At 34.9% G+C, this 15,529-nt stretch carries 14 protein-coding genes and 3 pseudogenes; 16 read left to right on the top strand and 1 reads right to left on the bottom strand.

Annotation, left to right across the window (positions count from 1 at the left end):
* Positions 1 to 83: 83 nt before the first annotated feature.
* The 14 genes and pseudogenes from speB (at position 84) to mntA (ending at position 13,109) form a co-directional block, all read left to right on the top strand.
* The gene (gene speB / locus I6L50_RS21745) at positions 84 to 1,040 is read left to right on the top strand and encodes an agmatinase (RefSeq protein WP_113935854.1); all 957 of its coding nucleotides are present in this window, start codon (positions 84 to 86) and stop codon (positions 1,038 to 1,040) included.
* Between the two features lie 23 nt (positions 1,041 to 1,063).
* On the top strand, positions 1,064 to 2,494 hold the full coding sequence (locus I6L50_RS21740) for a sodium:solute symporter family protein (protein ID WP_219303039.1): 1,431 nt from the start codon (positions 1,064 to 1,066) through the stop codon (positions 2,492 to 2,494).
* A gap of 65 nt (positions 2,495 to 2,559) precedes the next feature.
* A complete protein-coding gene (locus I6L50_RS21735) occupies positions 2,560 to 3,879 on the top strand; it encodes an aspartate aminotransferase family protein (RefSeq protein WP_219303037.1) in 1,320 nt (439 codons plus the stop codon).
* Positions 3,880 to 4,025: 146 nt separating this feature from the next.
* Positions 4,026 to 5,066 carry a phosphotransferase enzyme family protein gene (locus I6L50_RS21730; protein ID WP_219303035.1) on the top strand — a complete coding sequence of 347 codons (1,041 nt, stop codon included), beginning with the start codon at positions 4,026 to 4,028 and terminating at the stop codon, positions 5,064 to 5,066.
* 269 nt (positions 5,067 to 5,335) lie between these two features.
* Positions 5,336 to 5,842, top strand: a pseudogene (locus tag I6L50_RS21725) (MFS transporter); the annotation flags it as partial.
* A gap of 117 nt (positions 5,843 to 5,959) precedes the next feature.
* Positions 5,960 to 6,265 carry an arsenical resistance operon transcriptional regulator ArsR gene (gene arsR, locus I6L50_RS21720; protein ID WP_000046014.1) on the top strand — a complete coding sequence of 102 codons (306 nt, stop codon included), beginning with the start codon at positions 5,960 to 5,962 and terminating at the stop codon, positions 6,263 to 6,265.
* 60 nt (positions 6,266 to 6,325) lie between these two features.
* Positions 6,326 to 6,763, top strand: coding sequence for an ArsI/CadI family heavy metal resistance metalloenzyme (locus tag I6L50_RS21715; protein ID WP_219303033.1), 438 nt, complete (start codon positions 6,326 to 6,328; stop codon positions 6,761 to 6,763).
* Between the two features lie 18 nt (positions 6,764 to 6,781).
* Positions 6,782 to 7,822, top strand: coding sequence for an ACR3 family arsenite efflux transporter (gene arsB, locus I6L50_RS21710; protein ID WP_002084645.1), 1,041 nt, complete (start codon positions 6,782 to 6,784; stop codon positions 7,820 to 7,822).
* Between the two features lie 24 nt (positions 7,823 to 7,846).
* Positions 7,847 to 8,251 (top strand): arsenate reductase (thioredoxin), encoded by a 405-nt coding sequence (arsC, locus tag I6L50_RS21705; protein ID WP_088265418.1) that lies wholly within the window; start codon positions 7,847 to 7,849, stop codon positions 8,249 to 8,251.
* 278 nt (positions 8,252 to 8,529) lie between these two features.
* Positions 8,530 to 9,504 carry a phosphotransferase enzyme family protein gene (locus tag I6L50_RS21700; RefSeq protein WP_219303031.1) on the top strand — a complete coding sequence of 325 codons (975 nt, stop codon included), beginning with the start codon at positions 8,530 to 8,532 and terminating at the stop codon, positions 9,502 to 9,504.
* A 63-nt stretch (positions 9,505 to 9,567) separates the two neighbouring features.
* A complete protein-coding gene (locus tag I6L50_RS21695) occupies positions 9,568 to 10,167 on the top strand; it encodes a DJ-1/PfpI family protein (protein WP_219303029.1) in 600 nt (199 codons plus the stop codon).
* 374 nt (positions 10,168 to 10,541) lie between these two features.
* A complete protein-coding gene (locus tag I6L50_RS21690) occupies positions 10,542 to 11,291 on the top strand; it encodes a metal ABC transporter ATP-binding protein (protein WP_002084653.1) in 750 nt (249 codons plus the stop codon).
* A complete protein-coding gene (locus I6L50_RS21685) occupies positions 11,288 to 12,154 on the top strand; it encodes a metal ABC transporter permease (RefSeq protein ID WP_219303027.1) in 867 nt (288 codons plus the stop codon). Before I6L50_RS21690 ends, I6L50_RS21685 begins: the two co-directional genes overlap by 4 nt.
* 17 nt (positions 12,155 to 12,171) lie before the next feature.
* Positions 12,172 to 13,109, top strand: a pseudogene (mntA, locus tag I6L50_RS21680) (manganese ABC transporter substrate-binding protein/adhesin MntA).
* A gap of 151 nt (positions 13,110 to 13,260) precedes the next feature.
* On the opposite strand, the pseudogene I6L50_RS21675 reads toward mntA, so the two are convergent.
* Positions 13,261 to 13,947, bottom strand: a pseudogene (locus I6L50_RS21675) (IS4 family transposase); the annotation flags it as partial.
* Between the two features lie 212 nt (positions 13,948 to 14,159).
* Here I6L50_RS21675 and I6L50_RS21670 point away from each other — a divergent pair.
* Together I6L50_RS21670 and I6L50_RS21665 are read left to right on the top strand one after the other, a co-directional pair.
* A complete protein-coding gene (locus I6L50_RS21670) occupies positions 14,160 to 14,732 on the top strand; it encodes a histidine phosphatase family protein (RefSeq protein ID WP_016101094.1) in 573 nt (190 codons plus the stop codon).
* Between the two features lie 185 nt (positions 14,733 to 14,917).
* Positions 14,918 to 15,301: a hypothetical protein gene (locus I6L50_RS21665; RefSeq protein ID WP_219303025.1), complete on the top strand. Its 384-nt coding sequence runs from the start codon at positions 14,918 to 14,920 to the stop codon at positions 15,299 to 15,301.
* The last annotated feature ends 228 nt before the right edge of the window (positions 15,302 to 15,529 follow it).

The raw sequence follows: 15,529 nt of genomic DNA, 5'->3' as shown, positions 1-15,529 counted from the left end.
GAGTGAGTATGAGGCAAAGAATACTCTAATGTAAGATTTATTTTATTTAAAGTTGTAGAAAAATAAATGGTAGGAGTGAGAAGATGTATAAACCTAAGGATTCTGCTATGTCACCTCGTTTTTGTGGAGTGAAAACGTTTATGAGACTAGAACAAAAAAATACTACTGAAAATGTAGATTTTGCAGTGCTAGGGATTCCTTTTGATACTGCACAGTCGTATCGTGTGGGAGCGCGTTTAGGACCGAATCATATTCGGAATTTTTCAAGTTTATTACGTCCATATAATCCAGATCAAGCAATTGATATTTTTGATTATTGTTCAGGGGTAGACTATGGAGATTTAGATATTGTACCTGGTAATATTCATCGTACATATGACAACATCGTAGAAGGTTTAACACCTTTATTAGAAAAAAGGATTGTACCTATTATATTAGGCGGGGATCATTCTATTTCATTAGGAAATTTAAGAGCATTCGCAAAGCAATTTGGCCCTATAGCTCTTGTTCATTTTGATTCGCATAGTGATACATGGGATCATTACTATGGAGAAAAATATATGCATGGAACTCCATTTCGACGGGCGGTTGAAGAAGGGCTTATTAATGTCGATCATTCTATTCAAGTAGGAATGCGTGGTCCTTTGTATGGACCAAATGATATAGAGGATGCAAGAGAGTTAGGTTTTGAAGTTATTCCAATGAGAGAAGTGCGGAAAATTGGATATACAGAAGTGTTACGGAGAATTCATGAACGAGTAAAGGATGCAGTAACTTTCGTTTCATTTGATATTGATTTTATAGATCCTGCATACGCACCCGGAACGGGAACGCCTGAAATTGGTGGACCTACAACGATTGAAGCAGTGGAACTTATGCAAGGATTAGATGGATTACATATTGCTGGATTTGACTTAGTCGAAGTGTTACCTGCGTATGATAGTGGAGAAATTACAGCAATTGCAGCATCAAGTATTGCATATGAAATGATTACTCTTGTAGCGATGCAAAAAAGACGTAATTTAGTAAGGCTAAAATAGTATGTATTGAAAAGGAGGATGTTATGAATACAGTAGATATATTACTAATGGCTGGTTATTTTATAATTATTATTGGTATTGGTTTTATAGGGGCAAGGAAAGCAAAAACATCTGAAGATTTTATGGTTGCTGGTCGTAGTTTAGGTTTAGTGATGTATCTAGCCTGTTTAGCCGCAGTAATTCTTGGTGGGGCATCTACAATTGGAACTGCAAGATTAGGATATGAATTTGGTATTTCAGGGATATGGCTCGTTGTTATGATTGGAATCGGAATTATTCTATTAGGAATATTTTTAGTGAAAAAAGTATCAAGATTTAAAATAATTACAATCAGTGAACTGTTAGGATTACGTTTTAATTCACAAACAAGAGTGATTACTTCATTGATTACATTTATATATGTAACGATGATTACTGTAACGCAAGTAATTGGAATGGGGACTATATTAAATGTACTACTAGGATGGGATATTAAACTTTGTATGTTATTAGGCGGTAGTGTAGTTGTTATGTATACATTACTGGGGGGCATGTGGTCTGTAACGATGACCGATATATTTCAGTTTATTGTAATGACAATTGGAGTATTTGCAATTATGTTACCTCTTAGTTTAGATAAGGCTGGAGGTTGGTCTGCTCTTCAAGAAAAATTACCACATAGTTATTTTGAAATAGCCAACATTGGTGGAGATAAAATTTTCTCGTACTTTCTCTTATATTGTTTAGGGGTACTAATCGGCCAAGATATATGGCAGCGGATTTTTACTGCCAAGACTGCAGGGATTGCGAAAAAAGGTACAATTGGCGCAGGGGTATACTGTCTTTTATATGCTGTTGCAATCAGTATAATTGGCATGTGCGCTGCTGTAGTTTTTCCAAATTTAAGTGATCCACAAAGTGCGTTTATAACAATGGCCATTACAATTTTACCAGCAGGCTTATTAGGGATTGTCATTGCAAGTGTTGTTTCAGCTCTTATGTCAACTGCATCTGCAACACTATTAGCGTCTTCAACATTAATTGTAAACGACATAATAAAAAGTACTACATCTAAGAATATGAGTGAAAAGGATGTAATTAGAACTTCAAGAATTTTAACGTTAATTATCGGAATATTCGTAATGGTTAGTGCTGTCTGGATTCAGGATGTTATTGTAGCGTTAGATGTTGCCTATGCAATATTATCTGGATCGGTATTCTTTCCGATAATTTTAGGGCTGTTTTGGAAACGCGTAACAGACAAAGCGGCATTTTACTCTATTATTTTAAGTGCAATTGTCACGATAGTTGGTTTAATTGTACAAGGTCTTTCGGCTACAGATCCAATCTTATATGGGATGGCATGTAGTGTTTTATCAATTTTCATCATTTCGTATTTAACGTCACCAGAATTTGAAAAGTATGAAGAGTGGAAAGAACAGCATACAAATGCAGATGTAGATGTAGATGCATAAACAGATGAATCAATGATTTTTATATGCAATGGGAAACTGATGCACAATGATAAGGAGGAGTTCAAATGACTACAAATTGGAATCATTTAATTGAAAGAATGCCACAATTACTAGCACCAAGTATGGCAAAAGACCATCCGAATTTACCGGTCGTGAAAGAAGAAGGATGTTACTATTTTGGGCTAGATGGGAGGAAATACCTTGATTTTACATCAGGTATTGCAACGACCAATGTTGGACATCGTCACCCAAAGGTCGTACAAGCAATTAAGGATAGTGCAGAGTGTCTGACTCACGGCCCATCTGGAGTTATCATGTATGAGTCAATTTTATGTCTTGCGGAAGAACTTGGGAAGGTATTGCCTCCTAAATTAGATTGTTTCTTTTTTGCAAATAGTGGCACAGAAGCGATTGAAGGGGCGATTAAGTTAGCAAAATATGTGACGAAAAGACCATATGTTATTTCTTTTTTAGGGTGTTTCCATGGGCGATCAATGGGGGCATTAAGTGTAACAACTTCCAAAAGTAAATATCGTAAGTTTTTGCAACCTAATGGGCTAACGTATCAAATTCCATATGCAAATATTAAAGGTTGTCCGGAAGGGATTGATCCTGAGGAACACTGTGTTGAAAAACTAGAAAGAGATTTTGAAACTCTGTTTAATCATCAAGTTACACCAGAAGAGGTTGCATGTGTAATTGTAGAGCCTGTGCTAGGGGAAGGGGGATATATTGTTCCACCAGCTGGATGGCTAAAGAAAGTTCGTGAAATTTGTAATCAGCATGGAATTCTATTAATCTTTGATGAAGTACAAACAGGATTTGGTCGTACAGGTGAATGGTTTGCAGCACAAACATTTGGAGTAACACCAGATATTATGGCAATCGCAAAAGGAATTGCATCAGGATTACCTCTTAGTGCAACGGTTGCGTCAAAAGAGTTGATGCAGCAGTGGCCATTAGGAACACATGGTACAACTTTCGGAGGGAATCCAATTGCATGTGCAGCGGCACTGGCAACTCTTGAGGTAATGAAAGAAGAACGGTTGGTTGAAAATGCGAAAGAAATGGGTGCTTACGCAGTTCGGAAATTGTATAACTTAAAACAAAAACATTCTGTTATTGGAAGTATACGAGCTGTTGGGTTAATGATTGGAATTGAAATTATTAGCCCTGAAACAGGTACACCTAATGGTGAGGGATTATTTAAAATATTAGACATCGCATTAAAAAAAGGTGTACTATTTTACTTCTGTGGAAATTCAAGTGAAGTAATTCGAATGATTCCACCGCTTTCTATAAACAAAGATCAGATTGATGATGGATTAGCAATTTTAGATGAGGCACTTACAGAATATGAGGAAGAGTTGAAGGTCTTGGTGTAGAATTAAAAAATAATAGATTTCGTTAGATTGAGGGAGAAAAAAGAGGAGAATGGTATAGTACATTTAAGTAAATGGCATCCATTTGAGTAAATTAGATGTACTTTACAAACCTCTCACCAAAGATTTTTACATGGAAGGAAAATAGTGTGAAACACATAATAAAAGATGTATTAATGAATTATTTTAAAGAAATTCATTCATTAGTACTGGAAGAAGAATTACATAAGGACAGTTGGCATACAGATCTACACTATAAAATCATGGTGAATGGAAATCGGTATTCTGCACGGTTTATGAATAGCAATCGAACAATCAATCCGGCCTTTGGGACGTTATCAAATGAACAATTGAAAGAGCAAGTACGGTTTACGTATTATTTACGAGAGCATGGAATACCATTTATGCAGATTAAGGAGAATAGGGCGGGAGATTCATTTACATTAGTCACTTGGAATGAGGAACAGTACCGGTTTGTATTGTCTACTTGGATTGAAGGGGAACATATTACTCATTGTACAGAAACTATCGCAGAAGCCTTTGGAAAGGAAGCAAGAAAGATACATGATATTTCTAGTACATTTCAAAGCTCGATTTTTCAAAAGAAATCTCATTTAGATGGATATGGTGAGTTTATAAAGTTGTTAGAAAATAAGGGTGGTACATGTAAGGAATTGCAGAGGTATATGGATCTAGCTAAGTATCATTTAGAATGCGCACATACGAATGGTTTGGAGTTTATTGTGCAAACAGATTTAAATCCTTTAAATGTCATATGGAACTCAAATCAATGTGTAGAAGGAATTATAGATTTTGAATCGATTGGATATGTAGATCGAATTGAAGGACTAGCCTTTTTAATAAAGTGGTATTCTCGAACGGAAGGAATAGAGTCACATGTAGTATGTTCGGAAGTTGCTAGAGCATTTTTAGAAGGGTATAAAGCTAGTAACATTTTAACTTCAAATAATTATAAAAGACTTTCTTCGTTACTATGGTTATCCGGCAGTTTAAATTGGAATTTTGTTAAAAAGACGATGCGTCTATTAGGTGACGAGAGAGAATTAGTAGAACATTTGAGAGTTTATAAAATAAGAGGAGAAAATCTATCTGTATTAGTAAGTAGAGGAAGAGTCAATTCTGAACAGCCCCCCTGTCAAGTAGACAGGGGAATTAATAAAATACCCTAAGCGGCTTTAGTTCTATATTCCATGGGGATGAGGCCGTTTAGTCGTTTTTGGAATGTCATAATAATAAAACTGAATGTACTCGTATATCGCTTGATTTATTTCCTCAAACGTATCGTATTTATGTAAGTAATATTTCTCGCACGCGAAGTTTAGATTCCTATATTAATTTGTAAAATAAATTCACTTTATGTTATTATATTTTCCTTGGACTGAAAGTTTATAGAATGTATAGTGAATATTTGACAAGTTAAAATAGGGGATGTATCACGTTGAAATGGTTATCATGGGACCGGAATTTAAAAACTAGATTGATTGGCGAGACAATGTTCAATACATTGTTTTGGATGTATTTTCCGTTTATGGCCATATACTATAGCGATGCTTTTGGCAAAACTATTGGCGGAATTTTAATGGCAATTATACCTCTTGTAGGCATAATCGGTAATTTGTTAGGTGGATATTTAGCTGATCGATTAGGACGCCGCCCTGTCATGCTATTAGGCACAATCATACAAGTAGCAATGTTTGCAGTTTTTTCCTTATCTTATTCGCATTGGATTAACTATTTAGCCTATATCGGTATTGGAATTAGTGGAGCAATATACAGTCCAGCAAGTTCTGCAATGATAGCTGATATAGTACCAGAAAAGGATAGAAGGGTCGTCTTTGCCACTTTTGTTACAGCGAATAATATCGGTGCTGTATCTGGACCGGTGTTAGGTTCATTTTTCTTCTTTCATTATCGAAGTGAATTGTTATGGACTTGTACAATTATGGGAAAGAAAAGAAGGTTATATTAATCAAAAAAAATCGATTAATTAGTTGCATAAAGAACTAAACAGCGTATATACTATAAACATCAAAAAAAGTTGATGAAGGGAGAGTGAACTACAGTGGCACAGGATTTTCAGCTCTATGAGAAGAAATTTAAAGCGTTGGCTGATCAGAAACGTTTAGAGATTATGTATGAACTTTGTCAGCGCGGCCAGACTTGTGTATGTGATTTAACAGAGATTTTTGAAATGACGCAATCTAAGTTGTCGTATCATTTAAAAATCTTATTAGATGCAGGTTTAATTGTAAAAGAAACAAAGGGTACGTGGAGTTATTATGATTTAAATGATGCGGAAGTAAATAATTTATTATCAGAAGAATTATGTTGTATCTTTAGAAAAACAGGCAAAGGTAGCTGCTGTTAAAATTTTGTACTATTAATCAAAAAAAATTGATTAATAACATGTAAAGAGGAGGAATAAGCTATGAGATATGTTCACGTTGGTATAAATGTTACGAATTTAGAGAAGTCTATTGAATTTTACGAAAAGGTATTTGGTGTGTCACCAGTTAAGGTGAAAATGGATTATGCAAAATTTTTATTAGAGAATCCAGGGCTTAATTTTACGCTAAACGTACGAGATGAAGTGAAGGGAAATCAGGTGAATCATTTTGGTTTCCAAGTGGATACAGCTGAAGAAATTACATTTCATAAAGAAAGATTAGAAAAAGAAGGGTTCTTTGCACGTGATGAGATGGATACGACTTGTTGCTATGCGGTTCAAGATAAGTTTTGGGTAACGGATCCTGATGGAAACGAGTGGGAATTCTTTTATACAAAAGCACATAGCGATGTTCATAAAGTTGAAGATCCATCTTGTTGCACGACTTCTAACGTAGTAGAAAAAAATTCTTGTTGTTAATAGGAGATGGAAACTAAAATGAAACGTTTATCTTTTCTAGATCGATATTTAACACTATGGATTTTTCTAGCTATGGCTGTTGGGATTGGTTTAGGGTTTGTGTTTCCTAGTGTAGTAGACGGCCTGAATACATTACAAGTTGGAACGACGTCCATCCCGCTCGCTGTTGGTTTAATTGTCATGATGTATCCACCGTTGGCGAAAGTTCGCTACGAGGAAATGGGCCGAGTATTTAAAGATGTAAAAGTATTGGTTTTATCTTTAGTACAAAACTGGATTATTGGACCTGTACTTATGTTTGTTTTAGCAATTATTTTTCTTCCAGATAAGCCAGAATACATGGTCGGGCTCATTATGATCGGTTTAGCACGTTGTATTGCAATGGTAATTGTTTGGAACGACCTTGCTGATGGGGATAAAGAGTATGCGGCAGGTTTAGTAGCTTTTAACTCGGTATTCCAGATGTTATTCTTCTCCGTTTATGCATACGTGTTTGTAACAGTAATTCCAGGATGGTTAGGAATTGAAGGGGCTACTGTCGATATTACAATGGTAGAAGTAGCGAAATCAGTATTTATCTATTTGGGAATTCCTTTTATAGCAGGTATGTTGACACGTTTTGTACTCGTTAAGTTAAAAGGAAGACAGTGGTATGAAAAGGTGTTTATACCTAAGATTAGTCCACTTACATTACTTGCATTACTATTTACAATCATCGTTATGTTCTCTTTAAAAGGGGAAATGATTGTTAGCGTACCATTAGATGTAGTACGCATAGCGATACCTTTATTGATTTATTTTATTGTGATGTTTTTTGTTTCTTTCTTTATGGGAAGAAAAATTGGTGCAAACTACCCGGTGACTACAACGTTAGCATTTACAGCAGGTAGTAATAACTTTGAGTTAGCGATTGCTGTGGCTGTCGGTGTGTTTGGTATTCATTCAGGCGCAGCATTTGCAGCTGTTATCGGACCGTTAGTTGAAGTACCTGTAATGATTGCACTTGTAAACGTCGCTTTTTGGTTTAAGCGTAAATATTTTAATGATCAACCAGTATAATTTAAAACAAAGGCGGAAAACAACATGGAAAACAAAAAGACAATCTATTTCTTATGCACAGGAAATTCATGCCGAAGCCAAATGGCAGAAGCATGGGGCAAACAATATTTAGGAGATAAGTGGAATGTATATTCTGCAGGAATCGAAGCACACGGAGTAAATCCAAATGCTATTAAAGCGATGAAAGAAGTAAATATCGACATAACGAATCAAACATCAGATATGATTGATGCAAACATTTTAAATAGTGCTGATTTAGTTGTTACCCTTTGTAGTCATGCGGATTCTGTTTGTCCTTCGACACCTCCGCATGTGAATCGTGTTCACTGGGGATTTGATGATCCAGCAGGAAAAGAATGGTCTGAATTTCAACGTGTTCGCGATGAAATTGGGGAACGTATAAAACGATTTTCTGAAACAGGGGAGTAAATAAAGGAAAGAGCCAATTTTCTATTGTATAGGGGATTGGCTCTTTTTCTATACATAGTCACTACTGCATTGGTTTACAACAACTATCTCAACGAATGCAGAATATTATGTAAGAATGATATAGTTAGAATGGTAGTCTGTCTCTATTAAATTTATATATAGAAAAAAACACTATTGGTAATTAACAATGAATAAAATTTTGGTTTTTAGAGTAATCGAGATAGTAATCATAAAAAATAGCGTGTAATAAAAATTTTTTCACATGAAAGGAAAAAAGGGTGAAACACATAATAAAAGACGTATTAATAAATTATTTTAAAGAAATTCATTCACTAGCAGTGGAAGAAGAGCTACATAAAAATAGCTGGAATACAGATTTACACTATAAAATTATGGTGAATGGAAAGCGATATTCCGCACGGTTTATCAATAGCAAGCGAACAATCAATCCAGCTTTTGGGGCGTTATCAAACGAACAACTGATAGAGCAAGTACGTTTTACGTATTATTTACGCGAGCATGGAGTCCTTTTTATGCAAATTAATAAAAATAGGTCAGGGGAGTCATTTACATTAGTCGCTTGGAATGATGAACAATACCGATTTATATTGTCTAATTGGATTGAAGGAGAACATATTACACTCTGTACGGAAGCTATCGCAGAAGCATTTGGAAAGGAAGCAAGAAAGGTTCATGATATTTCTAGTGCATTTCAAAGCGCGATTTTTCAGAAGAAATCTCATTTGGATGGGTATGTTGAGTTTATTAATATGCTAGAAAGCAAGACAAGCGCATGTAAGGAATTGCGGGAGTATATAGATCTTGCTAAATATCATATAGACTGCGCATATACGAGTGAATTAGAGTTTATTGTACAAACAGACTTAAATCCTTTGAATGTTTTATGGGGCTCAAGTCAACAGGTAAAAGGAATTGTAGATTTTGAATCTATTAGTTATGTTGACCGTATTGAAGGGTTAGCCTTTTTAATAAAATGGTACTCTCGAACGAAAGGAATACAGTCGCATAAAGTATGTCCGGAAGTTGCTAGAGCATTTTTAGAAGGGTATAAAGCTAATAACATTTTAACTTCAAATGATTATAAAAGACTTTCTTCGTTGCTATGGTTATCCGGTAGTTTAAATTGGAACTTCGTTAAAAAGACGATGAGTCTATTTGGTGACGGGAGAGAATTAGAGGAACATTTGAAAGTTTATAGAGTAAGGGGAGAAAGGTTGTCTTCATTGTTTTAATTTGTAGATAACATTTCTTCTCTTTTGGGATTTATAAAACAAAGCATATGAGGTGTTCTAAAAATGAAAATACAAATTGTATTGTTTGACGGATTCGGAGAGCTTGTCTCCTTTGCACCTTTTGAGGTATTGAAAAGAGCGATAGAAGAAGGGGCTCCGTTTACGGTTGAATTAGTTTCTAGTGAACCAAAGCAAGAGGTTACTACTTCGTTTGGAGTTACGGTTAAACTACATGATTTTTTACGAATGGATAATCGTCCAGATTTGTTAATTGTACCTGGTGGTGGCTGGAATCATAAAGCAGAACATGGGGCAAGAAAGCAAGCAGAGCGTGGTACTTTGACTAAAATGATTAGAGAGATGCACAATGAAGGAACGATTGTTGCGGGAGTTTGTACTGGAGGTATGTTACTAGCTGCATCCGGTATATTGAATGGTAAAAAGGCCACAATGCATCATTTGGCGCAGAGTGAAATTAGTGAATATGGAGCAGAACTTCTTCCTTACAGAATTGTGGATCAAGGGAATGTTATTACCGCAAGAGGAGTTACTTCAGGAGTTGACTTAGGTCTCTGGATTACGGAAAGGTTCGCAAGTCCCAAAATTGCAGCTGCTGTTGAATATAGAATGGAATACGAGCGGCGAGGTGTTGTTTGGAAGTGATTTGACCTTAATCATAGTTTTTTGCTGTAAAGCGTATTGGATATTCTCAAAGAGAAAGAGCCAACTCATACGAGTAGGCTCTTTCGTTTATATACTATAGTGCTAATTTTTCACAGTAATATCCTTTCCAAAAGAGCATAGAATGGATCATATATTTTGTTTCACAGTGATAATGATTTTTATTATATATTCATAAATTAGTAAAAAGTAGTTTACAAATTTGTATTAGGCTTATATAATTTGACTCATATAAAAAAGTTTCCCCAGGGAAACTTAGGTATGAATGTAAATTCATATTATATTTTTTTGTCCGGAAGTTGCCTTTGTGCAAAATAATTACATTAACGAAAAAAAGAAGGGGGAATACACAAAAAATGAGTGAGGCTATAATCGTCAAAGATTTGTTTGTATCCTATCAAGGGAATCAAGTAGTTCAAAACGTTTCTTTTGAAATTGAAAAAGGAAAACTCGTTGGAATTATCGGTCCAAACGGTGCGGGGAAATCTACTTTAATGAAAGCTGTTTTAGATTTAATCCCAAGTGATAAGGGATATGTTCGGATTCTTGGAGAGGATATTCGAAGCGCTAGAAAACATGTTGCATATGTACCGCAAAGAAGTGATATAGATTGGGATTTCCCGATCACAGTAATAGATGTCGTACTAATTGGAACGTATCCATCTTTAGGGATGATGAAAAGGCCGAAGAAAGAGCATCGGGATTGGGCGTTTGAATGTTTAAAAAAGGTCGGAATGGAAGAGTTTAAAAATCGTCAAATTGGTGAGCTTTCAGGTGGACAACAACAACGTGTCTTTTTAGCGAGAGCGTTAGCGCAAAAGGCGGAAATCTTCTTCTTAGATGAACCGTTTGTTGGAATTGATGTAACAAGTGAAGAGACAATTATCAAAATTCTTAGAGAGCTACGTATAGAAGGGAAAACGATTGTTGTTGTACATCACGATTTAAGTAAAGCAGAGTCCTATTTTGATAAATTACTATTACTGAATAAAAGCTTAATTCATTACGGGGAAGTACGACAAGTATTAGAGCCAACTGTTATGTCAAAAGCATATGTGAATCAAGGAATATTGTTTAATAATGCAGCGGAGGTACATTCATCATGAAGATTGTAGAATTTATAGATGCATTAACGCAGTACAGTTTTCTGCAGAAGGCGCTTTTAACTTCCGTTATGGTAGGAGTGATTTGTGGGGTAATAGGATGTTTTATTATTTTACGAGGTATGGCATTAATGAGTGATGCGATCTCACATGCCGTTCTTCCTGGAGTAGCACTTTCTTATATGATCGGTATGAACTATTTCATAGGGGCGGTTTTAACTGGTGTTATTACTGCAGTTGGAATTGGATTTGTAAGTCAAAATAGTAGAATTAAACATGATATGGCGATAGGGATTATGTTCACATCTGTTTTTGCCGTAGGGATTATTTTAATTACCTTTATGAAGAGTAGTTCTGATTTGTATCATATTTTATTCGGAAATGTCCTATCAGTTCGTTCTTCTGATATGTGGATGACACTTATTATCGGAGTGGTTATTATCGGGCTTGTGATGTTGTTTTACAAAGAATTACTCGTATCCACTTTTGATCCAACGATGGCGCAAAGTTACGGATTACCAAACAAATGGATTCATTATGGCTTAATGATTCTACTTACAATGGTTACAGTAGCATCACTTCAAACTGTAGGAATTATTTTAGTTGTCGCTATGCTTATTACACCAGCGGCTACAGCGTATTTATTAACAAATCGTTTATGGGTCATGATTTATTTAGCTGCAGGTATTGGTGCACTTTCATCTGTAGTAGGGCTATATTTTAGTTTCTCTTATAATCTTGCTTCAGGTGCAACAATTGTTCTTGTCGCAACATTCTTGTTCGCATTGGCATTCTTTTTTTCACCGTCACAAGGTTTGTTTTGGAGAGCTATCAAAATTAGAAAAAATAGAGCAGAGTTGTCATAATTGATTGGAGGATAAAGATGAAATTCAAAAATGTTTTATTATCGATACTTTGTATTTTCGTATTTGCATTAACAGCGTGTTCGAGTAACACCAATGGAAAAGAAGAGGGCAATGGAAAATTAAAAATTGTAACTACATACTCCATTATATATGATATGGTGAAGCAAATTGGTGGAGATAAAGTTGAGATTCATAGTCTTGTTCCGATTGGAGCTAACCCGCATGAATATGATCCATTACCAAAAGATGTTATGAAAATGACAGATGCAGATATGGTGTTTTACAATGGATTAAACCTAGAAGAGGGCGGAGCATGGTTTAAAAAACTATTGAAAACTGCAAACAAATCAGAAAAAGATGCACCGGTTTATAAAGTAAGTGAAGGTGTAGAGGCTATTTATTTAGAAACTAAGGGATTAGAAAAAGAACCAGATCACATGCATGGATGAATATTAAAAATGGTATTTTATATGCTGAAAATGTGAAAAAGGCATTAATTAAAGAAGACCCTAAAAATAAAGAGTTCTATACTAAAAATGCCGAAAAGTATGTAGCAGAACTTCAAAAGTTACACGATGAGACAGTGAATAGAATTCATCAAATTCCTGAGGGAAAACGTTTCTTAATCTCTAGTGAAGGTGCTTTTAAATACTTTTTTGGAAAAGCATATGACATTAAGACGGGATACATTTGGGAAATTAACTCAGAGAACCAAGGTACGCCAGATCAAATTAGAGATGTTGTAAGTGTAATTCAAACAAACAAAGTTCCAGCTTTATTTGTAGAAACAAGTGTAGATCGACGTAGCATGGAAACTGTTTCAAAAGAAACAAACGTGCCGATTGCAGGGACAATTTTTACAGACTCACTAGGTAAAACGGATGAGGATGGAGATACGTATTTGAAAATGATGAAATGGAATATAGATACAATTATTAATGGGTTACAAAAGTAAAACCTATCTGTTTATCAAGGTAGCGTAACTATTGAAGATTTTTAAAATAAGAGAAAAAAGGCCAACTCCTAGGAGTTGGCCCTTTCGTTTATGTATTATGTTTTAATTTTCTATGTTTAATAATTAGGATATACCCAATGTAAATCGGATGTAATTGTACAAAATTATTTAGTTTAAGTCGCGATATATAATACACGCCTCGTTGGTCCATTTGATCTAAATCGTCCAGTGAATAACAGCCTAAATCCCGAATACATAAATCGCCAGGTCGTAATGTTGCTAAACATTCTGTTCCAAAGGTCTTATCAGTGTTCTTACCCGGTTCAACTTGAAAATTTAAAACCTGTCCACTATGTAAATCATATTCTAATTGAATCTTTATACCTGCTGTTTGTGCACAACCACCCGATCCAGGATACACACTAGCTAAATGTTTTGGCACTTGAAAAATCGTCGCATCTAAAATACGAATCTGTTGAAAATAGGTAATTGAAGAGCTTGGAATCACTGATGTTTTACAAATTTTATTTTTTAATAATATAGAGAAGATATGTTTTAAAAAGCAAGCAGCCTTCTTATTGAAGCGTTTATTTAGTCCTTCTGGACTCATAAGAGTTCCTGTAACAGCATGAAGTTGACTACACAGTCGAACTAAGGAATCACTCGCTACACGTTGACTAATCCATACACAAATAATAGCTAAATCACGTCCTGAAAATTTACGCTTTCGTTGTACAAAAGCTAGTTCTCTAGCGAGTTTTTCTAAAAATGATGGGGTAAGATGTTGATGTAATTCTTCAGCAAATAATTGTAGCTCGCTTCGAATCGAAAGATTCATAAAAATCTCATCCTTTCTAATAATCAAGCTTGTTTAGAAAGAATAACGTTTTTTTATACCTGAGGATAGTGAAAACTTCGCGTCTTTCTTACAAATATCGTGAATTCATTTTAAATTCGCACAGTTTTCTGTTAATTAAAGGAGACAAACTTGGATATATATGCTAACATCAGGGAGGAATTGTAAAGGGAACTGGAAAAATGGAGGTAATTATGAAAACTTTCATATATATGGTGAGACACGGGGATTCACCGAAATTTGGAAAAGAAGAGACAAGAGGATTAACTGAAAAAGGAAAATTAGATGTTCAACGAATAACAGATGCATTACAAGGTGAGGGAATCGACGTTGTTATCTCAAGTCCATACAATCGCTCAATTCTAACTGTTCAGCAGTTAGCGAAGCAAATAGGACAAGAAGTTATAGTATTTGAGGACTTAAAAGAGAGAATTTTTATTGCTGAAGAGGAACGAATGTCGGATAAAGAATTATTCCCTTTGATAGAAAAGTCATTCTTAGACCCCGACTTTGCTTTAATGGGAGGAGAGTCTAATGTAGACTGTCAGAAACGTGCTATAAAAGTTTTAAAAGAATTATTAAACACCTATCGAGGACAGAAAGTAGTATTAGGCACTCATGGAGCTGTAATGACTTTGATGATGGGATATTATGACAGTAAGTATGATTTGAATTTTTTACTACAGACATCAAAACCAGATATATATAGAATGGAATTCAATGGGCAGGAATTGGTGGAAGTTAAAAGATTGTGGGAAATTTCATAGATTGACTTTATTCATCCATAGCTTACCTAAATGACGTGTATTATAAGAAAAAGGGTTACTGCGGTAACCCTTTTTCTTATGGCACTGACGGGGATTGAGTTCAACAATATAAAAATTTGGTTTCTTAGCGTACAAAATTCACGTTTTGTTCTTGCTATCCCGAGGTGAAATGGGAGGGAATGTTTTTGAGCAGGATATTTTTAAAGTTATTTTTTAAATCAATCCTATTTGTTTTCTTATGTGGTATTGTTGTTTTTTCTATATTTCAGATTATTTTTGTCTGGAGTGTTTCGACAGGATTAGGGAGAGATGATATAGTCGGATTTTCTGATAATAAGTATGTAATTGGTCGTCCACCTGTTAGCTATAATTTATATAAAAAAGATAGTGGAGAAACTATATTAGATAATGTTATTGGTTATAAAAAAGGAAAAACTAAAAGCTATATTCGGAATGAAATTGAATTTGTAGTAATAAATGAGACAAAGGGTAGCTATGAATTGTATAAAATAGAAAAGGCTTCAGAAAAGGATATAGAACGGCTGAAAGAAATGAAGAAATTAGAATAAAAGAGACCATCTGAAAGGTAAAAATGTACACTTGTTATTGTTAGATCTAAAAAATGGTTTAGACTGATAACTGGGTTTTATTTTATGAAAAGAATTATTATTAAAATAAAGCATTAGGGGTTCAGTCCCATGCCCTCAAGCTAATATTTTGAAGTGTCCTCAAAACGAAAATTTTCTTCGTTTTGGGGAACTACCAATTTCTTAAGTTGACGGACATGCGGCTGTACC

The organism is Bacillus sp. FDAARGOS_1420 (assembly GCF_019344915.1).
Classification (GTDB): Bacteria; Bacillota; Bacilli; order Bacillales; family Bacillaceae_G; genus Bacillus_A; species Bacillus_A mycoides.
This window is presented reverse-complemented; position numbering and strand designations above follow the sequence as displayed.

Excerpts from the sequence above, each read along its gene's own strand:
- I6L50_RS21670 (WP_016101094.1), top strand. The coding sequence starts at position 14,160 with ATGAAAACTTTCATATATATGGTGAGACACGGGGATTCACCGAAATTT.
- arsB (WP_002084645.1), top strand. The coding sequence starts at position 6,782 with ATGAAACGTTTATCTTTTCTAGATCGATATTTAACACTATGGATTTTT.
- I6L50_RS21685 (WP_219303027.1), top strand. The coding sequence starts at position 11,288 with ATGAAGATTGTAGAATTTATAGATGCATTAACGCAGTACAGTTTTCTG.
- I6L50_RS21735 (WP_219303037.1), top strand. The coding sequence starts at position 2,560 with ATGACTACAAATTGGAATCATTTAATTGAAAGAATGCCACAATTACTA.
- I6L50_RS21695 (WP_219303029.1), top strand. The coding sequence starts at position 9,568 with ATGAAAATACAAATTGTATTGTTTGACGGATTCGGAGAGCTTGTCTCC.
- I6L50_RS21715 (WP_219303033.1), top strand. The coding sequence starts at position 6,326 with ATGAGATATGTTCACGTTGGTATAAATGTTACGAATTTAGAGAAGTCT.
- speB (WP_113935854.1), top strand. The coding sequence starts at position 84 with ATGTATAAACCTAAGGATTCTGCTATGTCACCTCGTTTTTGTGGAGTG.
- I6L50_RS21690 (WP_002084653.1), top strand. The coding sequence starts at position 10,542 with ATGAGTGAGGCTATAATCGTCAAAGATTTGTTTGTATCCTATCAAGGG.
- I6L50_RS21740 (WP_219303039.1), top strand. The coding sequence starts at position 1,064 with ATGAATACAGTAGATATATTACTAATGGCTGGTTATTTTATAATTATT.
- arsC (WP_088265418.1), top strand. The coding sequence starts at position 7,847 with ATGGAAAACAAAAAGACAATCTATTTCTTATGCACAGGAAATTCATGC.